Source organism: Thiofilum flexile DSM 14609 (assembly GCF_000380185.1).
Taxonomy (GTDB): domain Bacteria; phylum Pseudomonadota; class Gammaproteobacteria; order Thiotrichales; family Thiotrichaceae; genus Thiofilum; species Thiofilum flexile.
On record NZ_KB904802.1, the window covers coordinates 42,211 to 64,339 of the forward strand.

The window sequence follows — 22,129 nt, forward strand, 5'->3', positions numbered from 1 at the left end:
TTGAAACCGAAGAGAAGCCAATAGTCTGGAATAATATCTCGATAAGCTGTAATTATTTGCAAAAGTAAGGGAATAGTAGAGTAAAGGTAGTCTGGTCTTTCTTCCGCAGTCGCTGTGAATACATCCCTGTACGCTACAAGGCGGCATCCATGCCGCCAAGACTGCTCCAGAAATACCAGACTACCTTTACGGTCGCTCTATTTTAATGCCAAATTAAGGCATCACTCCACAGTCACCGTAGCTGAACTCGAACGTCCAAAGGTTTCGGGGTTATACATCTCCTCCGCTTTAGCCGGTGGTACAACAAAGGTGCCCTCGGTGGTCGCACGGGCAATATAGTTATACTGATAAGTGCCTGTACCTAACTCGGTAGCAAACGCTTCGGCTTGAGTAGTACGCAGGTTTTGATGTCCAAACCAGTAAAGCGCCCAATCATACTGTATTGGCTCGTCTGCAGATTCACTCAGGAGTCTCAATGTACTACGATTAAGACTACTATCTATAACAGGGTTCAGAATCTCCAAGCCCGCAGGTAAGGGATCAACCAAAGCCACATGATAGCGCGTAGCTGGAGCATTAAGATTAATATGCACCCTGACCCTAGCCCCCGCTTTAATACGCCAAGAGCCATCGGCTAATTGCTTCACATCCTCTGGCTTATCCAGTGCTTCATAACGACGCTCAACAGTAAAGCCCGCGTCTTTAGCCTCTAATTTTAAGCTTTTAGGCGCATAATCCATGCCAATACGGTAATACAAGCGTCCAGCACCTTGTTTATCGAGGATTAAATCCTGTGCTTCAGGGTGTTCTAGTAACCAACTCATGGGGATAGTGGTTTCATTGATAGCAAAAGTACGCCCTTTAAAGGCTTGCTCACCCATATAGTCTTTGCCTAACCATGTGCGGGCAATAAAGTCTGGCGTTTGCTTTTCATAGGTCTGGAAATACTGATTGAGCGCTAATAATACAAACGCATTATCTTGTGTGTTATTCCAGCGCCCATTCATACGTCGTGCTTGTAATTGCTTGACTAACTTAGGAATCAGGTCTGATCGCGCTTGTGTTTTAATCAGTGTATCCAACACTAGGGCATTAGTACGAGTCTCTGAGTCGAGTACGTAGTAGCTTTGTTCAAAGTGACTCTCCCCAAAACTAGCACCCGATGCGGTTTCCGTGACTCGATTCATTAGGGCGAGTTTTAGCTCCTCTAACAGCGGTTTTAAACTAGCATCATGAGCAATAACAGGTGTGAGCCAAGCGATCACATCGGTAGGCAGTTTAGCAGCACCGCCTGCGTCTTGAATCAGTGTCTTGGCATTCTCTACATCGTATTCGTTGATTAAGGTGCGAATATAGAGGCTATAAGCGAGTAAGTATTGCCGTGTTATCGCCGCATAAGGGGGAGTATTCAGAGTTGTGTTAAAACTACGCACATACTCAAGGGATTGATTAAAACGCTCCTCATTAATGGGATAGCCTTTCGCTTTAGCTCGAATCCAAGCATGTAAAGCATGTAGGCTAGCATAGGGAAATACCTCACCATAAGGTTTCCAGAGTGCGAAACTACCCTCATATTCCACTTGACGCTCTAATAATATCCCTAAATCGCGCACCATGCTTTTATCAATGGCCTCTTTGCTCGGCATATTGGGTACATTAAAGGCTTGCAGCATGTCTTGCAGGGCTAAAGTAGCGAGCATACGCGAAGCAATTTGTTCAGTACATTCAAAGGGGTAATTATGTAAGTACAAAAAGGCGTCGGTTAATGACTGCATAGCCGTGGAGGAGGTGCTGACCTGTAAGGCTCCAAATTGCGCCCATACATCCTTAGGTGCTTGTATCGGCTGCTGTATAGCGCCTTGATCAACCACTCCATAGGTCGCGAAGGCTTCACTCGTCGCGGGAGTATTGACGCTAATTTGCCCGGTAGCGGCATCTTGATACGCTTTTTCAGGACTCACGGCGGCGAATTGATACCACGCTGTACCCGCACCTAAGGGTTGAGTGGGGAATTGTACCAAAATGCGTTGATTAGCTGGAACTGATACGGCATAGCCTTGTGTTGGTAGGGCAAGGTTTTCACCCTGCATCACTAACTGTACGGGTACGGCTTCATCGGTTTGATTCTGTAATTGCACCGGAAACTTAAATTGATCACCAAAGTTTAAGAAGCGTGGCGCACTAGGGCGTACCATGAGGGGTAAACGTGCCGTCAATTGGTTCTCGCCTGTACCAAAGTGATCAGTGCCAGACACAGCAACCGCCATAATACGATAGCGGGTGAGGTTATCGGGTAGCTTAAATTTCGCGGTGACTTGTCCTTGCTCATTCGTTTTGAGGTTAGGGATAAAGGCCGCGAGTGAGGTAAAGTTTTGGCGTATGGCTAGTATTGCTGTTGGTTCTTGTTGCTGCTGTTGATAGTCACTCATCATGGCGAGCGTTGCCTTATCATAGCCCATAGGGCCTGTGTAATCGCCCATTGCCTTAGTGGGGGGGACTACTATGGTTGGAACCACCGGTACTGGTCTAGATACAGCCATTCTCATCATCGGCATCGGTCTTGGTTGGCTTTTAGGTTTGTTCTTGAGTTCAGCAGGTGACGCTAGCCATACGTTTTCTAATAGGTAATTAGCCTCTACACCTGCATCACGTTTTGGGTAAAAGCTATTCATAGGATTGGCTAGTTCATAATTAGCTAAGGCTAAGATAGCTTCATCGACTGCCATGACTAGCACTTCAGTATTAGCAGCCGTTTGACCATTGGCCTGCTTGACCTCAACTGTGACTTCTGTTTCAGCCGCTGGCGTAACAACCTTATCCTTAGGCGTGACTTTAACTTGTAATACACGCTCATCGGTGCTGAGGGTTAGCTCGGTAGTACCCATTGCATAGACGGGCTTGCTATCGACACTGCTTTGCAGGACCACACTCACATGTACATTCGGCATCCATTCGGGTTTTAAAGGCAGGGATAATGTATGGCTAGTCCCTTGCATTTGCAGCGGATAATGCTCGACTAATCCTGCACGCTCTACAGTGGCAAAACCTTGTGCATTAGCGAAGGGGGCTTGTATAGAAAGCTGTGCTGTATCACTAGGTTTATACGTGGATTTATCTGGAATGAGTTGTATGGTTTGTGCTGTGACGCGCTCACTGTCGCTAGGAGGCAATTCATTACTGAGCTGCCCACCTGTTACCCAACGGGTAATCCGGCTCATATTACGCCGCCCATCTTGATCCTGCGTGGTGGCAGTAATTTGATATTGCCCACCCTCTGGCGTCTTAAAGCTGCAATGCGCTAAGCCTTTACTATCCGATTGCACCATGCAGGTTTGAATATCGGTGCCCACCAATTGGCTATCCGTTTTAGACCACTCCATTCTTGTGGCTTCCACTACAATAGGCTGCTGCGCGGTGGCGATACCTTCAATCGTGGTGGTAATTAGATCAAGGTCTAAAGGCTGGTCTTTTTCAACAAAGTAACGTTCGGTTTTTAGCCCTACATATGTAGTAGCAGGGTGTATCAACCATGAGGTACTGGCACTGTAGGTTTGTTGATTTTTATCACTAATGCTAGCACGGGTTTCAACCGTAATAGGCAAAGGTGTACGGGTATTTAGAGTCAGTGCTAGGGTATGTAAACCATTCGCATCGGTTTTTCCCTCTAAGGTTTCGCTGTTAGCATTAGTAGATTGATCACCATACGACCGCCAAAAAGGGGTAGTGATACCAAAGCTCCATTCAGATTGATTCGGGGGCGTATAGGTGCTAGTGATGATTTCAGCTAGCCAATTAACTTCACTATTGGCTAAGCCGCCACCGGTATAGTATTTCGCTTCGGCCTCTGCTTGGAGGGTGGTATTACCAATCACAGTAGCATCAGAGGTTTTAGCCACTTTGACTTCAAACTCAGGGGTACGAAACTCCTGAATCTGGAAAGTATGCTGGAAGCTAGCAGCCGTATTTGAGGCATCCTTTAAGGTCAGTTCTACTCGCGCATCCCCTAAAGCGACCGCATCGGGAATGGTAAAGGCAAAGTCTAATCCCCCTAAAGCAGTAGTTTTAGTTTCCCCCTCAGCTAGTGTTTTATTCTGAGCATCTATGACTTTATAACTCACAGTTTGCGCTTTCGGTAAGGTCAATTGGCTTTTATTATCCAGCTCCCGCAGCCATGCTTTAATATGAACTTGTTCATTAGGCTGATAAAGCTTTCGATCATCGAGCACATGCCAGAGCCAATTGGAGTTATTTAGATTAGGTGCGCGAATATTAGGACGATAGGGAATATAGCGCTCGCTATTCAAAGGCAAAAAGGCAATATCATCACCTAGCTGTGCTTCAATCCAAGTACTACGGTTTTCACTGGGGGCGGTTGTATTAGGTTTAGGAAGTAAAGCTAAGCCTTGCTCATTCGTAGTAGCGCTAGTGGTTTGACTCTCTTTTATATAGCGTATTTGGGCTTGCGGGAGTGGTTGACCATTAGCAAGTTGTGCAGTCCATGCTAAAAGCTGCTGATCATCGCTACGGGTATCAATACTGATTTGAGTCGCCTGTAGCCAAGTCATTAAACGTAATGGGGGGGTAATATTAGGTGCATTCTCTGCGGTGACAGGTAATTTAATTAGCTCCTCTCCCCCCTCTAATAGCACTATCAAATGTCCCGTTTTACCCACTTTTAGCCACGGGGCGAGGTCAATAGTTTTAGTAATAATTTCATTAACTTGGTCTGTGAGTGGAATGGTTTGCTCGGCTACGGTTTTGCCGGGGAGTGGGGGTAAGGTAGGCGTATTTAAATCCTGTTCATCGCGCAGTTTTTCATAGGCTGCCCAGTCTTTTGGCTCAACTTGCTGTACCCGCCATTTTACATTGCGGAAGTTACGGCTGACAAAGGTAAATTGTGGTGTAACCGTCGGATCGAGAGTAATCAGACGCTCTTCATTCATGCCTAATTGTGGCAGGTAGTCATCGACTTTTAATTGCTGAGTTAAATCCTTAGCTAGCTTTTGCTCGTAGATGTCGGGTAGGCCTTGTTTGAAAGTGACGGTATACGTGGTGCGCGGTTGGGTATTACCCCGTATGAAGACGGTAGCTCCATAGTTTTCTAGGGCAACATCTTCTATAGCAGGCTCAATGCTAACCCAGTCTTCCAGTGAGAGGTTATCAGCAAGAGGATGGCTTAGTTGAAAGTGAAAAGGTGTAGCCGGTTGACAGCCATATCCCCCTTCACAAATGGTGTCGGTAATTTTTAAGCCACTATAGGTTTTAAAATCAAAGCTTTGTGCCTTATTGCTAACTCGCACCCCTTCGGCAGAGACGGCACCTTGGAGCAGGACTAACTTAAAGGTGGTATTTTTCGCCAAAGGTTGAACAGGCTGAACCACTAGCCATTGATCTTGCGGTAAATTTTTGACTTGTCCTTGTAAAGTGTTATTGGCTTTTATGTCAGCGTCAGACGCTAATCGTAGCTCAACATTTTTATTGGCAATCTGTAATTGCAGCTTTGGCAGCAGAGTTTTAGGGTCGATGCGCTGGTTAAAATTCAATAAGAGTAAAGGCTGTAAATTAACTGTTTCACTACTAGGGTAGACCGTAGTCAGTGTAAGCGGTAGGGTAGAAAAACTAGCATTAAAGGCTTGAGCTAAACGAGCACCACTAGCGGCGGGAGTATTCGCGGGGATCGTGAGTTTAAAACGCGTTGCCATGGGCAAACGTCCCGCTTTGGGCGTAAAGACTACGGTTTTAGTGTCTAACCACCGCCACTCACCCTCAACCTTAGGGGTGAGTTGTACCGGCATTGATTGAGCGAGTGCTGCCTCTCCAGAGGTCACCGCCACCATCGGTTGATTAAAGGTAACGCTAATTTGTTTAGCTGCCTCTACATCATCCCCACTAGGACTAAAGCGCACTATGCTTAATTCATTAGCTTTAGGTAGCACGGGGGGCGTGGCTGAGGGCGTTTCAGGTGCGGGAAAGGGCGAGTTAATAACGGAGGTATTCGGAGCAGGTTGCGGCTGATTCGGTAGTTTAAATTCAGTCGTTGTAGCCTTAGGCAGGGGCGGTAGACGTTTTAATAACGTTTGCGTTTGTTCGGGTGTTAATAAATCCGGTTGCGTAATTGAGAGTTTTTCCGTGACCGGCGCTTGACTGGGAACTTCTTTGAGTGTGGCGGGAAACTCCTCCCATTTCGGTAACTCTCGAATCGGCTCTAAGGGGGCGGCTTGAGTAGATGACATCATCACTAATCCTGCTATGAATAATAACCATGGTTTCATCACACACCGCCCTGCCTAGTACTGTTTATTAATTCTGAGTATAGATGAGCGCTAGAAAAAAGAATAATTATTTTTGTTTAATAATCCAGCATTAGTTAATTAGGAATAAATACCTTTCTAATTAACTATGAGTTATTGAGTAAAGCTTATAGTGTGCTAATATCCATGCTCTAATTTCAGCAAGATTATGAGTATCTAGCCACTCGGTAAAATTAGTGGTTTCTTCTTGGCTTCTTTCACGTAAATAGCGCATAAAAGCACCTAATGCTTTATCCTCTAGTCCTACCCAGCTTTGTATCAAGAGGCCATTAAATTTTTCATTAGCACGTTTTCGCTGTTCATTTTGTGCGAGTAACGCTTCATACTGCGGTTTAGCATGGGGAAACCACTCAAAAGCACGCTGTAAAAAGAGAGGTTTAATCTCTCGACCGCCATGTTCACGTAGGCTATCCCAAGGGTAGGCAGGCAAATCATCCTGAGTTTCCAGCCACTTTAATAAAGCATTGTAAGTAGAGCGTTTTTTATCGCGAATGCGTGAGGCATGATTACGATTATCTAATAGATAGATGCCTTTATTAAAATAAGGTGAGGAGGCAGAAAATTTGAAAATATCTTCTAAGGTATCAAAGCCCTGTGCATAAAGTGTGGTATCTAACTCCGCAAAGGCTAAGATCTTATTAATATCTTTGGAAAGATTAATTTCAGCTAAAATATTATTACGCTCTCGCACAATCAAAATCAATCCATTATGACCATATTTAAATCCCATTTTATGATAAAGCCGCCCAATAATATTGCCCAAGTCATTCCAAGCAAAATAATGTAGGGAAATATCAAAATCTTCTGAGGGTGAGCCAATAATATCAATTTGAAATTGCTGATAGTCAAAAGAGTAGACATTAGTATTACGGACTAATTCATGAGGTTTAAAGCAGGTATGAATGTAGTCACTAAGATCAAGATTAAGATCATCCGTATCCATCAAAATATCGAGATCACCAAAAGAGTCCTTAGTGCGATAGGCTTGAATCGCCGCTATTTTCCGTGCGGGAAAGTCGGTGCGAAGCTGGGTGAGTATGTGTTCGCGCAGGACATAGTATTCGGCACGTTCGTAGCGGCGTGTGAAGGTATTTTTTAAAGCTTGACCACCCATCGCTATCCTCGTTTTAGGTGATGAATTGATAATGATAAATACTGGAGTAACTATAAGCCTAGTTCAAGGGCTATATTGTGTGTTGTATTAAGTCTATTGCAGGCTAGCTCAGTGTATAAGCAAAAGGATGAGATCATAAATTCAGTGCCGGTAGCGAATAAGCCTTTATATCTGTCTTAGCCATTTGAGTGAGTATTATGAATACGGAAGCGATTGACCCTAAGTACTCGGAGCTAGATTTGCAATCTACGGATACGCTAGTGAGTACCTTTATTGATGATCAAGTATTAGCAATTCAAGCAGTAAAACATGCCCAAGCTGCACTAGCTCAAGCCGTAGATGCAGCCGTGCAGCGTTTAGAGCAGGGGGGGCGGCTGATTTATGTGGGGGCTGGAACCTCAGGGCGTTTAGGCGTATTAGATAGCACTGAATTATTACCGACCTTTTCTTGGCCTACTGAGCGGGCTATCGGTGTGATGGCAGGTGGGATGAGTGCTTACTTAAAAGCAGTGGAAGGGGCAGAGGATGATAGCGAGGCCGCCGTTGAGGCTTTAAGTGCGCTCTCTATTAAGGCTAATGATGTGGTGATTCTGATTGCCGCGTCGGGTAAAACCCCGTTTACAGTAAGCGCTTTACAGTATGCCCGTCGGGTGGGGGCTTTAACGATTGGTATTGCTAATAATCCTGATACTCCACTGATTAGCGAGGCTGAGATTGGGGTGTTATTAGCCACAGGTGCCGAGGTCATTGTGGGGAGTACCCGTTTAAAAGCTGGTACGGCTCAGAAAGTGGCCTTAAATACCTTATCCAGTGCCATTATGGTGAGATTACATAAGGTCTATGGCAATCTAATGGTGGATATGCAACCCACTAATCACAAGCTGGTGCAACGCGCCCTAACCATTATTATGAAGGCTACTGGGGTAACTACTGAGCAGGCACAACAAGCGCTAGTGAGCGCGGATTATAATGTGAAAGTCGCACTGGTATCCTTACTCGCCCATGTGGATATAGCCACCGCTCATGAGCGCTTGGCGCATACTAAAGGTAATATACGCCAGACCACTCGTTAAGTGATTAGGCAACTTATACCGTTGCCATATTACCTTTAGTCTCTAGCCAATGTTTACGATCTGCGGCACGTTTTTTGGATAGCAACATATCCATCATGGCGTCAGCATGTTCCACATCCTCCAAAGATAGGCGTACTAAGCGACGGGTATCCGGTGTCATAGTGGTTTCACGCAATTGTAGCGGATTCATTTCCCCTAGACCTTTAAAACGTGTCACGGTAATGGCACCGCGTTTTTTCTCCGCCGCGAGTACTTCTAGACGGGCTTGCTTTTCCACATCATCCAAGGCGTAATACACCTCTTTACCGATATCAATACGATAGAGGGGCGGCATGGCAACATGAACATGACCAGCCTCAACTAAGGGGCGGAAATGCTTAACAAATAAGGCGCATAGTAAAGTAGCAATATGCGCCCCATCGGAATCCGCATCCGCTAAAATACAGATTTTGCCATAGCGCAACTGTGATAAATCCGTACTGCCCGGATCAACCCCTAAAGCTACTGCAATATCATGCACCTCCTGCGAGGCCAAGACTTGTTCTGCCTCTACCTCCCAAGTGTTCAGAATTTTACCCCGCAAAGGCATAATGGCTTGAAACTCACGATCCCGCGCTTGCTTTGCCGAGCCACCGGCTGAATCACCTTCCACTAAAAATAATTCAGTACGGAGAATATCTTGTGACGCACAGTCGGCGAGTTTCCCCGGTAGGGCAGGGCCTGCTGTGATGCGTTTGCGTATGACCTTTTTACTAGAGCGTTGGCGACGATTGGCATTACTAATAGCGAGTTGAGCGATTTGTTCGCCAATGTCAGTATTTTGATTCAGGTATAAGGCAAAGGCATCTTTGATAGTAGCTGCCACAAAGCCTGCTGCTTCTCGTGAGGATAGGCGTTCCTTGGTTTGTCCGGCGAATTGTGGTTCTTGCATTTTCAGCGAGAGAACATAGGCGATATTTTCCCACACATCATCGGGCGTGAGCTTGAGGCCGCGCGGAATTAAATGGCGAAACTCACAAAATTCACGTAAGGCATCGGTGATACCCGTGCGTAAACCATTGACATGGGTGCCACCTTGTAAGGTGGGGATGAGATTAACATAGCTTTCTTGAATGGCAGTACCCCCCTCAGGTAGCCACGTTAACGCACAGTCTAAGGCTTGGGTGGCGGCTTTGAGGGAGCTAGTGAAGGCTTTTTCAGGTAGGGTAATAAACTCACTGACCGCCTCCATAAGATAATCCCGCAAACCGTTTTCATAGTGCCACTCGGTGATTTCGGGTACTGCGCCGGATTGATCGGTGAAGCGCACTCTGAGATTAGGGCATAATACCGCCTTAGCCTTTAAGGTATGGCGTAGCCGGCTGATGCTTAATTTGGGGCTATCAAAGTATTGAGCATTAGGCCAAAAATGCACTTGCGTTCCGGTGTCTTTTTTAGTGGTGCTACCTGTCAGAATAAGTTCGCTAGCCTTATAGCCATTGGCAAAACTCATGGCATAAATTTTACCGTCCCGTTTAATGGTAACTTCTAGGCGTTCAGAGAGTGCATTGACCACCGATACCCCCACACCATGCAAGCCACCAGAGAATTGATAGTTGTCGGTAGAAAATTTACCTCCCGCATGGAGGGTGCATAAAATAACTTCTACCCCCGGAAGTTGTTGTTCGGGATGTAGATCGACGGGCATACCGCGCCCATTATCCGTAATAGAGAGTGATCCATCGGCATATAACACCACATCAATAAAATTAGCGTAACCTGCTAAGGCTTCATCGACACTATTATCTAACACTTCTTGAGCTAGGTGATTAGGACGAGTGGTATCAGTGTACATGCCTGGGCGTTTACGTACGGGATCTAGTCCGGTGAGCACTTCGATAGAAGCAGCGCCATAAGTATTAGTATTGGTCATAGGCTCTATTATGTTTTGGAAATGATTAAAATAACGACAATATTCCACTCTAAAATGAGAGGATGTGGGGCATCTAGCCATTAGAATAAAGATACCATAGGCTGTTTGGGTGAAAAATACTGATAAAATGAAAAAAATACCCTTAAATCTTGAATTAACTTAACCCAATCTTAACCATTTATTGTGAGGGCAGTTAGAAGGCCTATTCACGGTTACTGCCAACAGATAAACATATGATGACTATAGCGTCACACTCAAAGCATTGGGCATCAGAACCTTATTTTTCGAACACAGATTAAACGTTTAGCTTGTAAGATCTTGTGCTTCTCTAAGCTGATTGAGATTCATGGTAAGGTCATTGATGAGTTTATTAATCGTATGTTTTTCAACTCTTCTAGAGCATGACTTCACTGTTTTTCGGATATAAGGATAGGTTGAAGGTTATTAGCTTCTAGGTTAGATATTACAGTGGTGACAATCGGATCTAGTTAATGATTACATAAGTACTTGTTAGTTAAAGTAACATAGGTTCATTAGTTTTTTTAAATTAAACCCCCAGTTTTTTGATATTTTTTTCATGGTAAAATACCAGATATTTACTAGTTTTATGTGAGGTTTAGCGACATACTGTATGTTACGTTAGTAATAGTCTTGATTTGATTATATTAATATAATATAAGTTATTGATGTTAATTTAGTCAATAAAAACTGTCTAAGTTGAGTAATAAACTAATGAGGAATATGATATGAAATTGTTAAAAATATTAACGCTATCCAGTTTACTGCTTGCAGGTATTACTTCTGTAGCTCAAGCAGCCACAGTGAGCGGAGTGGAAGGGCGTGTCGTTGTTGAACGTGCAGGCAAACAATCCTTAGTACAAACTGGTACTGTATTGCAAGAAGGTGATCGCCTGATTACTACTGCTGCTGGTAGAGTAAAAGTTCAATTTGATCAATGCGCTTCAAGAAACTTTCCAGACAATAGCCGCATCTATGGCAATAATGAGATGTTTAAATTTTCCGTTGCTAACCAATGTGGAAATGCTCAAAAAGTACGTGTGAGAACCGAGACTGTACGTGATGGTACTGGTTTTAATAATCGTCCAGTAAATCTTTCTAATGCGGTTTCTAACGCAGTTCCTCGTGCTGCTGGTTTGGGTGGTATGAGTGCTGGTAGTATCGCTGCGATTGGTGCAGGCGTGATTGCTGGTGGTGCACTGATTAATGAAATCACTAAGGATGATGATAAGTGCACTAGCGGTTGCTAAGAACATGATGAGTTAGCTACTTTTTAGCTAACTTCAGTATATAGATATAGTCATCTGCCTCTAATCGTTTCAGACGGTTAGAGGTTTTTGCTTTTTTGAAGTACATCATTTGTTAGAATGAGTCTGTCGAGTACTTCATACCCCCTCAAGTACTCTATCCCTTTTTAATGAGTTTTGGATAGAACTATGTCTCTGCCTTCCTATCAAGCTTTAATGTTACCCCTATTGCGCCTTGTTGCTGATCAGCGTGTTTATCGTTTACGCGATGTTGTGAATTACTTAGCGGATGAGTTACAACTCAGTCAGAGCGAGCGCACAGAATTGTTAGAAAGTGGTAATCAGACCGTTTTTATGAATCGGGTGAGTTGGGCGCGTACCTACTTAAAACAAGCAGGTGCGCTTAGTACACCAGAACGGGGGGCGTTGCAGATTACTGAGCGCGGCTTGAAGCTGTTAGCGAATCACCCTGAGGGGATTACCCTGACCTTATTACAGCAATTTCCTGAGTTTCAAGCCTTTAAAGAGCGCAAACGTCCTAAAGATCCTGAGCGCGATATTAATTGGGATACCGATATTATTTTTGATGATACGCCTGAGGATATTTTAGCCTCTGCCCATCGAGTGATGAGTGAGAGTTTAGAGCAAGAGTTATTAGAAACCGTTAAACAAGCCTCTCCCGCTTTTTTTGAGCGTTTAGTGATTGATTTATTGGTAAAAATGGGTTACGGCGGTAATCGACTGGATGCGGGCCAAGCCTTAGGTAAATCAGGCGATGGGGGTATTGATGGGATTATTAATGAGGATCGCTTAGGTTTAGATGTGATTTATATTCAAGCCAAACGTTGGGAGGGCACAGTGGGGCGTCCTGATATTCAGCGTTTTGCTGGAGCTTTGCAAGGACAACGGGCTAAAAAAGGGGTATTCATTACTACATCAACCTTTTCGCGTGAAGCTAAAGAATATGCCACTTTAATTGATACCCGTATTATTTTAATCGACGGCGTTCGTCTGGCTGAATTGATGGTGGAGCATACGATTGGGGTATCTACCATTGAGGTTTATGAGGTTAAGAAATTAGACAGTGATTATTTTGAGGCAGGCTAGGTCACGCTATGCTATCCTCCATCGTTTATTATTTTTGATCAAACTAACCCTAATAATAAGGTATTTTGAGGTAAATCATGCTTGATCCAAAGCGCCTAAGAAACGATGTAGAGGAGGTTGCGCAGCAATTAGCGCGACGCGGTTTTAAACTCGATGTAGCTCGTATTCAGTCATTGGAATCCCAACGCCGCGAATTACAAAGTACGACTCAAGAATTACAAAACCAGCGGACCCTACGTTCCAAAGCGATTGGACAAGCAAAAGCGCGGGGTGAAGATATCCAGCCTTTATTAGCAGAAGTCGATGGTTTAGGGGAGCGTTTGGTGCAATCTGAGCAGGCTTTAAATGCGCTACAAGATCAGATTCAAGCCATTGCGTTAATGATCCCGAATATTCTGGATAGTACCGTACCAGACGGTAAAGACGAAAACGATAATGTTGAAGTGCGCCGTTGGGGTGTTCCACGTCAGTTTGAATTTACCCCTAAAGATCATGTTGATCTAGGTGCACCCAATGGCTGGATGGATTTTGAGGCTGGTAGTAAGTTAACAGGTTCACGTTTTGTGGTATTACGTACCGCGATGGCTAAGCTGCATCGTGCGTTGATTCAGTTTATGCTGAATACTCATACCGAGCAGCATGGTTATAATGAGGTCTATGTGCCTTATATGGTCAATGCAGACTCATTACGCGGTACGGGGCAATTACCTAAATTTGAGGAAGACCTGTTTAAACTGAATAATGAGCAGGGTTATTACCTCATCCCCACCTCTGAAGTGCCCGTCACGAATTTGGTACGTGATGAGATTATTCCAGAAAAAGACTTACCGCTCCGTTTTACTTGTCATACCCCTTGTTTCCGTTCTGAAGCCGGTTCTTATGGCAAAGATACCCGTGGTTTAGTCCGCCAGCATCAGTTTGAAAAAGTCGAAATGATCTGGGTTGTGAAACCAGAAGAATCTTGGCAAGCATTAGAGACTATGACCAGCCATGCTGAGGCTATTTTACAAGCCTTAGAATTGCCTTATCGGGTGTTGGCCTTGTGTGCGGGTGATACCGGATTTTCAGCCGCTAAAACCTATGATTTAGAAGTATGGCTCCCCGGTCAACAAAAATATCGTGAGATTTCTTCTTGCTCTAATACGCTCGATTTCCAAGCACGACGTATGATGGCGCGTTACCGCTCTGAAGGGGGTAAGCCGGAATTAGTGCATACCTTGAATGGTTCAGGTCTAGCGGTAGGACGTACTTTAGTGGCAATTTTGGAAAATTACCAAGAATCCGATGGTCGAGTACAGATTCCTAAAGTGCTACAGCCCTATATGAATGGAGCTGAGTATTTAGCTTAAATAGCCGTACTACGGTTATGAGTACGGTTTAGTGTGGAGTAACAGTAAGCGGGTCTTTCTGGAGCAGTCTTGGCGGCAGGGATGCCGCCTTGTAGCGTACAAGGATGTATTTACAGCGACTGCGGAAGAAAGACCCGCTTATTGTTACGGTTGCTTATCTATCCTACTCACATCAATTCTAACCCTTTCAATAGTGTTACCCCTATACTCGTGGTAAATATTGAAGCGAGTGTGGTGAGCGCAATAATATTCGCGGCTAAAACCGCATTACCCCCCATGGCGCGTACCATAATATAGCTAGCGGCGGCGGTAGGGGCTGAGGTCATTAAAAATAAAATCCCTAAACTAATCCCCCGAAAACCTAATAATGCCCCACCTGTTGTAATCAGCAAAGGCACTATAACGGCCTTCATCACGGTGGCTATTAAAGTGCTGTGTGATTCTAAGCGTAAGGCTTTGAAACTCAATGCGCCACCTGTACAAAGTAGTGCTAAGGGTAAGGCCATGCGAGCGAGATAATCACCCGTTTGTACTAGCAAAGGCGGTAGCTTCCAACCTAAGGCCGATACGATTAATGCCAATATGATGGCGATAATAAACGGATTTTTGAGAATACCTAAGAACGTTTGCTTAAGGCCGCCCTCACGGTGTAGTGAACGACTGAGCGTAATAACCGCTAAAATATTAAATAAAATGGTTACGAAACCGACATATAAAGACGCTGCTGCCACACCGGCTGTACCATAAGCATTTAAACAATACGCTAAGCCAATAATGCCCATATTAGAGCGAAAGGCACCTTGCACAATCACGCCCCGATCGGCGACGGGTTGAATCCAACGCTGAGCGAAGAGTTCTAACAGAACATAAATTACCAAGGTAGCAACGAGTCCATAGGCAATTAAAGGAAGGTCATGGGATTGATCTGCAGGGGTTTGTACAATACTGGTAAAAAGTAAAACCGGAAGAGCCACGGTAAACACAATTTTAGAGCCGGAATCGATAAAAGCGTCAGTTAAAATATTTAAATGACGCAGTAAGATACCGAGAGCTAGGATAATAAAAATAGGGGTGGTAATGGTCAGCGCAAATTGCAAGTTGGATAATAATAAATTCATAACAATCAACCGATTAGGTAATTGAAAAGCGTGGTTATCTAATGAAAATGAAACAGTGATCAATGACTAGATCTTGTTTTCTACCAAAAAGCCCCCATTTCTCAATGCTACAGGCAGAAATAGGGCTAAACAGAGGAAATGTGTTGAGTTTCGTGGATTTAAGTACTTTTGCATTAGAAAGTAAAGAGACACGCAGTGCTTTGAGAAAACCCCTGAAAATACGATGTTTCCACAATCTATGCACCATCCTATGCCACTATTAGCTCAACCCTTTCAGGGGGCGAAGGAAAAAATAATCAGGAGATGTGCTATGCAGCAGTTTAATTTAATGACAGGTCGTAAAGTATTATTAACCACCCTTTTAGTGGCAGGTTTAGGGGGCGGTTCAGCACTAAGTCTAGCAGAGACGAATGTACCACCCGCCCCTCCCGGACTCATGAATGCTCCCGTTGCTGCTGGCTTGCCGGAGCTAACGGGGCTGATTAAGGCCAATAGCCCTGCCGTGGTGAGTATTAGTGTGGATGGTAAAGCAGATGACCAAGGTGGTATGCCAGAGGGTTTTGATGAGTTACCTGAGGAATTACAGCAATTTTTCCACCGCTTCCCCCGTGGCCCACGAGGTGGTGGGCGCTCTACCCAAGCCTTTGGTTCGGGTTTTATTATCTCTACCGATGGCTATATCGTAACCAATGCCCATGTGGTTGATAATGCTAAAACAGTCACCGTGCTGCTCACCGATAAACGTGAATTAGAGGCGGAAATTGTCGGCTCAGATAAACTGAGTGATGTCGCTCTACTACGAGTCAAAGCGGATAATTTGCCTATAGTACAATTAGGCGATTCGGATCGTTTAGATGTGGGGCAATGGGTGGTAGCGATTGGTGCGCCTTTTGGCTTAGATCATACCGCAACACAGGGGATTGTCAGTGCGTTATCTCGTAGCTTGCCTACGGAAAATTATGTGCCCTTTATTCAAACTGATGCGGCAGTGAATCCGGGTAATTCCGGTGGGCCCTTGTTTAATCTACAAGGTCAGGTCATCGGGGTAAACTCGCAAATCTATAGCCGCAGTGGTGGTTATATGGGTGTTTCGTTTGCCATTCCGGTTAATGTGGTTAAAAACGTTGTTGATCAATTAAAAACCAGTGGTCAGGTGAGCCGTGGCTGGTTAGGGGTTGAGATTCAAAGTGTAGATAATAAGCTAGCGCAGTCATTATCCTTGCCACAAGCTAAAGGCGCTCTAGTGGCGAGTGTACTACCAGATAGCCCAGCCGATAAAGCGGGGATACAAGCAGGTGATGTGATTACTACCTTTAATAGCATGGGGGTCGAATCGGCTAATACCTTGCCATTACTAGTGGGTAATACGGCGATTGGTAAATCTGTACCTGTAGAAGTATGGCGGGTAGGCAAAGCACTCGTCATTAATACCACGATTGAAAAATTACCGGGTAAAGAGAGCACTACAACAGCAGACTCTAAAACCACTAAAGGCGCTTTAGGTGTCGCGGTGGCTGAGTTGACCCAAGCCGAACGGGACAAAAATAGCGCCCTCAAAGAGCAAGGCGTAGTTGTGCGTGAGGTGCAACCTGATAGTTCAGCCACAGAGGCAGGTATTGAGGTAGGCGATATTATTCTTTCTGTTGATAATACCGCTATCAAAGACTCTGCTACCTTGCGCGATATAGTAGGTAAGGCCTCTAAAGACAAACCTTTAGCGGTATTGATTTTACGAGATGATCGGACACGTTTCATAGCCGTGACGATTAAAAAATAGGGATAGATCACCTTACCCTCGTATTGAAGCGATTTTAAGGCAGTAGTAATACTGCCTTTTTAGTTTGGGTAAAAAAGAAAAATATTGTGCAAGAGGCGAGTAAAAAAGAATTAAACTATGGGGGCTTAAAATAAGTAGTTTATGTGTAGCTATAATAAGACCACATCAAAATGCTCTTGCGTATAGAGGGCTTCAACCTGCAAACGAATGGGGATTGCTACAAATTCTTGTAACTCAGCTAGGCTGCTTGATTCTTCATCGAGTAATAAATCAATCACGTCTTGTGAGGCCAGTACTAAGAGGGATTTAGCCTCAAATTGGCGCACGGCACGCAAGATTTCTCGGAATATTTCATAACACACAGTCTCAGCCGTTTTGACATAGCCGCGCCCATTGCAAGTTGGGCAGGATTCGCACAGCACATGTTCTAAACTTTCACGAGTACGTTTGCGAGTCATTTCAACCAAACCTAGAGGGGAGACGTCGCAAATATAGGTTTTGGCGTAATCTTTTTCTAAAGCACGGTCTAATACTTTCATCACTTGCTGGCGGTGCTCAGTTTCCAGCATATCAATGAAATCTAAAATAATAATACCGCCCAAATTACGCAAACGTAATTGTCGGGCGATGGCTTGCGCCGCTTCTAGATTGGTACGGAAAATGGTTTCTTCAAGGTTGCGATTGCCAACAAACCCGCCGGTATTCACATCAATAGTGGTCATGGCTTCGGTTTGGTCAATCATGAGATAGCCGCCTGACTTGAGCGGGACTTTACGTTGTAGGGCTTTTTGGATTTCATCTTCCACCCCATGCAGGTCAAAAATAGGGCGCTCTCCCGCATAATGCTCAATAACAGCAACTAAATCGGGAATGTATTTTTCGCTGAAACTCAGTACCTTATTGACGGTTTCGCGGGAATCAATCAAGACGCGCTCAATGCGCTCTCCTACCATATCGCGCAATACCCGCAGCACTAGCGGTAGATCAGCATAAACTAAGGAGTCTTGTAAAGCGCTAGCGCTACTAGATGTCCCATTTGAAGTGCCATTATGGGCAATATTTTGCCACAGATTACGCAAGAAACGCATATCACGGCTTAACTCATCAGCGCTAATCCCTTCAGCCGCAGTACGTACAATGTAACCATATTGATCATTAAATTCGGTGCGTAATGCGAGCATTAATTGCCGCAAGCGCTCACGCTCTTGAGGGCTTTCAATTTTGCTCGAAACTCCCGTATTAGAGCTATCTGGCATTAAGACTAAATAGCGCGAGGGAATGGTGATATAGGTCGTCAGTCGTGCGCCTTTAGTACCTAAGGGATCTTTAATGACTTGTACTAATAGTTTTTTACCTTCATGTAAAAAGCTCCCAATATGTGGCAAGGGATGAGGTACGGGATGTGAACCATCGGCATTAATAAAGTCATCTAGATTCGGAGTCGTCAAATCTGAGGCATGTAAAAACGCTGATTTATCTAAACCAATATCAATAAAAGCCGCCTCCATACCGGGTAAAACCCGTGACACCGTGCCACGATAAATATTGCCCACAATACCGCGTTTAGAGGAGCGTTCAATCAGCACCTCTTGTAAAACACCATTTTCTAGTAATGCTACCCGTGATTCTTGCGGCGTGACATTTATTAATAATTCAGCACTCATCTTATTTCTCTTATTATAGAGAGCGCCGTGACCCTATTTTGACGACGCTTATTGTTAATCGTTAATAAGTAATATCTTATATAATAGCAACCCAGTGACTAATAACTACTTAACCTAACTGAGCAAAGAGATACCCTGTGCCTGCAATAATTGCGCCGTTTCAAATAAGGGTAAACCCATTACTCCAGAATGAGAGCCTTCTAAACGTTCAATAAAGATGGCAGCACGCCCTTGAATACCATAAGCCCCCGCTTTGTCTTGTGGTTCGCCGCTGTCCCAATATGCGGCAATTTCAGCCTCTGTGATGGCTCTAAACCACACGCGACTATGATTTAACCGTACAGATTGCCCTTGAGCCGAACATAAGGCCACGGCGGTTAAAATATCGTGCTCTCGATGCGAAAGGGATTTTAAGATACGTCTAGCATCCTCAAAATCAAGCGGTTTTAATAATAATTCATGATCTACAAACCCTAGTGTATCCGCCCCTAATACGGGTAAAGTCTTATCACTGCGCTCCCAGACGGCCTGCGCTTTTTCTAATGCTAGCCGTTGCACGAGTTCAAAAGGCGATTCATCAGGGCGGGGAGTTTCGTCAATATCCGCAACTTCAACACGGTAAGTGACCCCAATTTGAGTCAATAGTTCACGGCGTCTCGGCGATTGCGAGGCTAAAATAATTTGCGGTTGCATAGTGTTAATTCAATCAGCGCGATGATAAGGATGATTGGATAGGATACTCCAAGCGCGAAATAATTGCTCGGCAACAATCACTCGCACTAGGGGATGCGGAAAAGTCAGGGGAGATAATGACCAGCGTAGTTCTGCGCGCTCGATACAGGCGGACGATAAACCCTCAGGGCCACCGACAAGAAGTGCCACATCCCGTCCACCGACCATCCAGTTATTGAGTTGCCCCGCGAGTTGTTCGGTACTCCACGCTTTACCTAAGACATCAAGGGCGATGACTAGGCTACCCGCTGGAATAGCAGCCAGTAGCTTGTCACCTTCAAGTTCGCGGATTTTTTTCAAATCAGCCGTTTTAGTGCGTTTTTCAGCACTAATTTCTTGTAGAACTACTCGACAATGCGACGGCATGCGGCTCAGATACTCATCAGTAGCGGTACTGACCCAAGCAGGCATTTTACTACCGATAGTGAGTAAATGAACACGCACCGCTTAACCTTTAACCTGCTAAGGCTTGGGTATAAGCTTGATCAAAATTGCCATTGACACCCCAGAGTTTTTCGAGATTATAAAAATCACGGGTTGAGGCGGTCATGACATGAACAATAATATCGCCGAGATCCACTAATACCCACTCTGAACCACTTCCACCTTCTTCACCTAGAGGAGGATGTCCGGCTTCTTTCGCTTTTAAAGCGACCGTTGAGGCCAGCGAGCCGACATGGCGGCTAGAGGTTCCGGTGGCAATAATCATGAGGTCAGTAATCGTGGATTTTCCACGTACATCGAGCACCGTAATGTTTTGTGCTTTAAGGTCTTCAAGACTGGTAATCACCAGTGCCTTTAATAATTCTAGTTCCATTCACACCTTGTTTTTATACAGTTGCTGAGCCTTAATCATAGCGCAGACTGAATCAGGGGTTAAATAACGGGGGTTTTGCTCCCGTGCAATCATGTTACGCAATTGAGTCGCTGAAATGTCTAGACCTTGAATGCCAATAGGTAAAACTTTACCGACGGAGTGTCGAGTTAGATCAGCAACGGAGTCAACCAAGTAAGGTTGAAACCATGCGGTTTCGGAGGGGTTAGTTAGAGCATAACCGGGGCGGCCTACCACGATAAAATGAGTTAATTTAAATAAGTTTTGCCATTCAAACCAACTTTGTAAGGGTAAGAAGGCATCCACTCCAATAATAAAAGCCCATGATTGATGAGGAAATTCTTGGTGGAGTGCTTGCAGGGTGTGCACAGTATAGGAAGTTTTATCCTGACGCAACTCTCGATCATCTGCCACAAAGCGGCTTTCCCCTTGAATTGCCGCTTGAATCATCATTAAGCGCTCTGCACCGGAGGCGAGCGGTTGGCGGCGATGGGGAGGCACGCGATTGGGAATAAAACGCACTTGCTCTAGGTCAAGTGCATCCGCCACTTCTAAGGCGATGCGCAAATGACCAAAATGAATAGGATCAAACGTGCCCCCTAATAAACCGATCATAGGCGTACTTGTCCATCTCCTAGCACAATAAATTTCTGTGAAGTAAGACCTTCTAATCCGACAGGGCCGCGTGCATGGATTTTATCGGTACTAATACCAATTTCAGCCCCTAAACCATATTCAAAGCCATCGGCAAAGCGGGTGGAAGCATTGACCATAACGGAGCTAGAATCCACTTCACGCAAAAAGCGCCGTGCATTACTGTAGTTATTCGTCACAATCGAGTCGGTATGTTGTGAGCTATAGGTATTAATATGATCAATCGCTTGATCTAAGCCCTCTACCACGCGGATCGATAAAATGGGTGCGAGGTATTCCGTGACCCAATCTTCTTCTGTTGCGGCTTTAATGGCAGGTAAGATAGCACGAGTTTTTTCACAGCCACGGAGTTCGACTTGTTTAGCATGATAAATTTCAGCTAAAGCGGGCAGTACTTGGGGGGCAATAGTTTCTGCGACGAGTAAAGTCTCCATGGTATTACAAGTACCATAGCGATGAGTTTTGGCATTATCGGCAATTTTAATAGCCATCGGAATATCGGCGTCATCGTCGATATACACATGGCAAATTCCGTCTAAATGTTTAATCACCGGAATCAAGGATTCATTGCTCACGCGCTCAATTAGGCCTTTGCCACCACGGGGAATAATCACATCCACATAAGACTTAGCCCGTAGTAATTCACCGACCGCTGCACGATCAGTGGTATCAATCACCTGTACCGCATGTGCAGGCAAGCCCGCTGCTTGTAAGCCTTGTTGCACGCATTGAGCAATGGCTTGATTAGAGTAAATCGCCTCGGAGCCGCCGCGTAAAATACAGGCATTACCCGACTTTAAACACAGGGCTGCAGCATCAGCAGTTACATTCGGACGCGATTCGTAAATAATCCCTACCACACCGAGCGGTACACGCATTTTGCCCACTTGAATCCCTGTTGGGCGATAGCTCATATCAGTAATGGTGCCAATGGGATCGGGTAGGGTAGCGATTTGGCGTAACCCTTCTGCCATAGTGGCAATATATTTCGGGCTGAGGGTTAGGCGATCTAGCATAGCAGCGTCTAAGCCTTTGGCTTTTCCGGCTGCTAAATCTTTAGCATTTTCAGTGCGTAAGGCGCTTTCATTATCTAAGAGCGCTTGAGCCATGAAGGCTAGCGCTTGATTTTTAGCATGGGTGTCAGCTTTAGCCAATAGGCGTGCCGCAGCACGGGCTTGCTGTCCAACTTGTTCGATATAGGCGGCAATAGTCACGTTT

Annotated in this window: 15 protein-coding genes and 1 pseudogene; 6 read left to right on the top strand and 10 right to left on the bottom strand. The window is 44.9% G+C overall.

What is annotated here, in order from left to right; genetic code table 11:
• Positions 1-221: 221 nt before the first annotated feature.
• Together A3IK_RS0115345 and A3IK_RS0115350 are read right to left on the bottom strand one after the other, a co-directional pair.
• Positions 222-6,272 carry an alpha-2-macroglobulin family protein gene (locus A3IK_RS0115345; protein WP_020560867.1) on the bottom strand — a complete coding sequence of 2,017 codons (6,051 nt, stop codon included), beginning with the start codon at positions 6,270-6,272 and terminating at the stop codon, positions 222-224.
• Positions 6,273-6,393: 121 nt separating this feature from the next.
• Positions 6,394-7,425, bottom strand: coding sequence for a nucleotidyltransferase family protein (locus A3IK_RS0115350; protein WP_020560868.1), 1,032 nt, complete (start codon positions 7,423-7,425; stop codon positions 6,394-6,396).
• A 197-nt stretch (positions 7,426-7,622) separates the two neighbouring features.
• On the opposite strand from A3IK_RS0115350, the gene murQ reads away from it, so the two are divergent.
• Entirely contained in the window at positions 7,623-8,498 is an 876-nt protein-coding gene (gene murQ / locus A3IK_RS0115355; protein WP_020560869.1) for an N-acetylmuramic acid 6-phosphate etherase, read from the top strand.
• 13 nt (positions 8,499-8,511) lie between these two features.
• Here the strand turns inward: murQ and parE are convergent, their stop codons facing one another.
• A complete protein-coding gene (gene parE / locus A3IK_RS0115360) occupies positions 8,512-10,410 on the bottom strand; it encodes a DNA topoisomerase IV subunit B (protein ID WP_020560870.1) in 1,899 nt (632 codons plus the stop codon).
• A gap of 258 nt (positions 10,411-10,668) precedes the next feature.
• Between parE and A3IK_RS21925 the strand changes: the two are divergent.
• From A3IK_RS21925 to serS, 4 genes and pseudogenes are all read left to right on the top strand, one after another.
• Positions 10,669-10,815, top strand: a pseudogene (locus tag A3IK_RS21925) (IS1 family transposase); the annotation flags it as partial.
• 341 nt (positions 10,816-11,156) lie between these two features.
• A complete protein-coding gene (locus tag A3IK_RS0115365; protein ID WP_020560871.1) occupies positions 11,157-11,678 on the top strand; it encodes a FecR family protein in 522 nt (173 codons plus the stop codon).
• 186 nt (positions 11,679-11,864) lie between these two features.
• Positions 11,865-12,782 carry a restriction endonuclease gene (locus A3IK_RS0115370; protein ID WP_020560872.1) on the top strand — a complete coding sequence of 306 codons (918 nt, stop codon included), beginning with the start codon at positions 11,865-11,867 and terminating at the stop codon, positions 12,780-12,782.
• A gap of 77 nt (positions 12,783-12,859) precedes the next feature.
• Positions 12,860-14,131 carry a serine--tRNA ligase gene (gene serS, locus A3IK_RS0115375; protein WP_020560873.1) on the top strand — a complete coding sequence of 424 codons (1,272 nt, stop codon included), beginning with the start codon at positions 12,860-12,862 and terminating at the stop codon, positions 14,129-14,131.
• A 167-nt stretch (positions 14,132-14,298) separates the two neighbouring features.
• Here the strand turns inward: serS and A3IK_RS0115380 are convergent, their stop codons facing one another.
• A complete protein-coding gene (locus A3IK_RS0115380) occupies positions 14,299-15,249 on the bottom strand; it encodes an AEC family transporter (RefSeq protein ID WP_020560874.1) in 951 nt (316 codons plus the stop codon).
• Between the two features lie 310 nt (positions 15,250-15,559).
• Between A3IK_RS0115380 and A3IK_RS0115385 the strand changes: the two genes are divergently transcribed.
• Positions 15,560-17,026, top strand: coding sequence for a DegQ family serine endoprotease (locus A3IK_RS0115385; RefSeq protein WP_020560875.1), 1,467 nt, complete (start codon positions 15,560-15,562; stop codon positions 17,024-17,026).
• Positions 17,027-17,175: 149 nt separating this feature from the next.
• On the opposite strand, the gene rng is transcribed toward A3IK_RS0115385, so the two are convergent.
• The 6 genes from rng to A3IK_RS0115415 form a co-directional block, all read right to left on the bottom strand.
• The gene (gene rng, locus A3IK_RS0115390) at positions 17,176-18,690 is read right to left on the bottom strand and encodes a ribonuclease G (RefSeq protein WP_020560876.1); all 1,515 of its coding nucleotides are present in this window, start codon (positions 18,688-18,690) and stop codon (positions 17,176-17,178) included.
• Between the two features lie 114 nt (positions 18,691-18,804).
• Positions 18,805-19,383 carry a Maf family protein gene (locus A3IK_RS0115395; RefSeq protein ID WP_020560877.1) on the bottom strand — a complete coding sequence of 193 codons (579 nt, stop codon included), beginning with the start codon at positions 19,381-19,383 and terminating at the stop codon, positions 18,805-18,807.
• A 9-nt stretch (positions 19,384-19,392) separates the two neighbouring features.
• Complete coding sequence (gene rlmH / locus A3IK_RS0115400) at positions 19,393-19,866, bottom strand: 23S rRNA (pseudouridine(1915)-N(3))-methyltransferase RlmH (RefSeq protein ID WP_020560878.1); 474 nt, start codon at positions 19,864-19,866, stop codon at positions 19,393-19,395.
• A gap of 10 nt (positions 19,867-19,876) precedes the next feature.
• On the bottom strand, positions 19,877-20,239 hold the full coding sequence (rsfS, locus tag A3IK_RS0115405) for a ribosome silencing factor (RefSeq protein WP_020560879.1): 363 nt from the start codon (positions 20,237-20,239) through the stop codon (positions 19,877-19,879).
• Positions 20,240-20,872: a nicotinate-nucleotide adenylyltransferase gene (gene nadD, locus A3IK_RS0115410; RefSeq protein ID WP_020560880.1), complete on the bottom strand. Its 633-nt coding sequence runs from the start codon at positions 20,870-20,872 to the stop codon at positions 20,240-20,242.
• Positions 20,869-22,125 carry a glutamate-5-semialdehyde dehydrogenase gene (locus A3IK_RS0115415; RefSeq protein ID WP_020560881.1) on the bottom strand — a complete coding sequence of 419 codons (1,257 nt, stop codon included), beginning with the start codon at positions 22,123-22,125 and terminating at the stop codon, positions 20,869-20,871. The genes nadD and A3IK_RS0115415 overlap by 4 nt, the downstream gene beginning before the upstream one ends.
• Positions 22,126-22,129 lie beyond the last annotated feature (4 nt).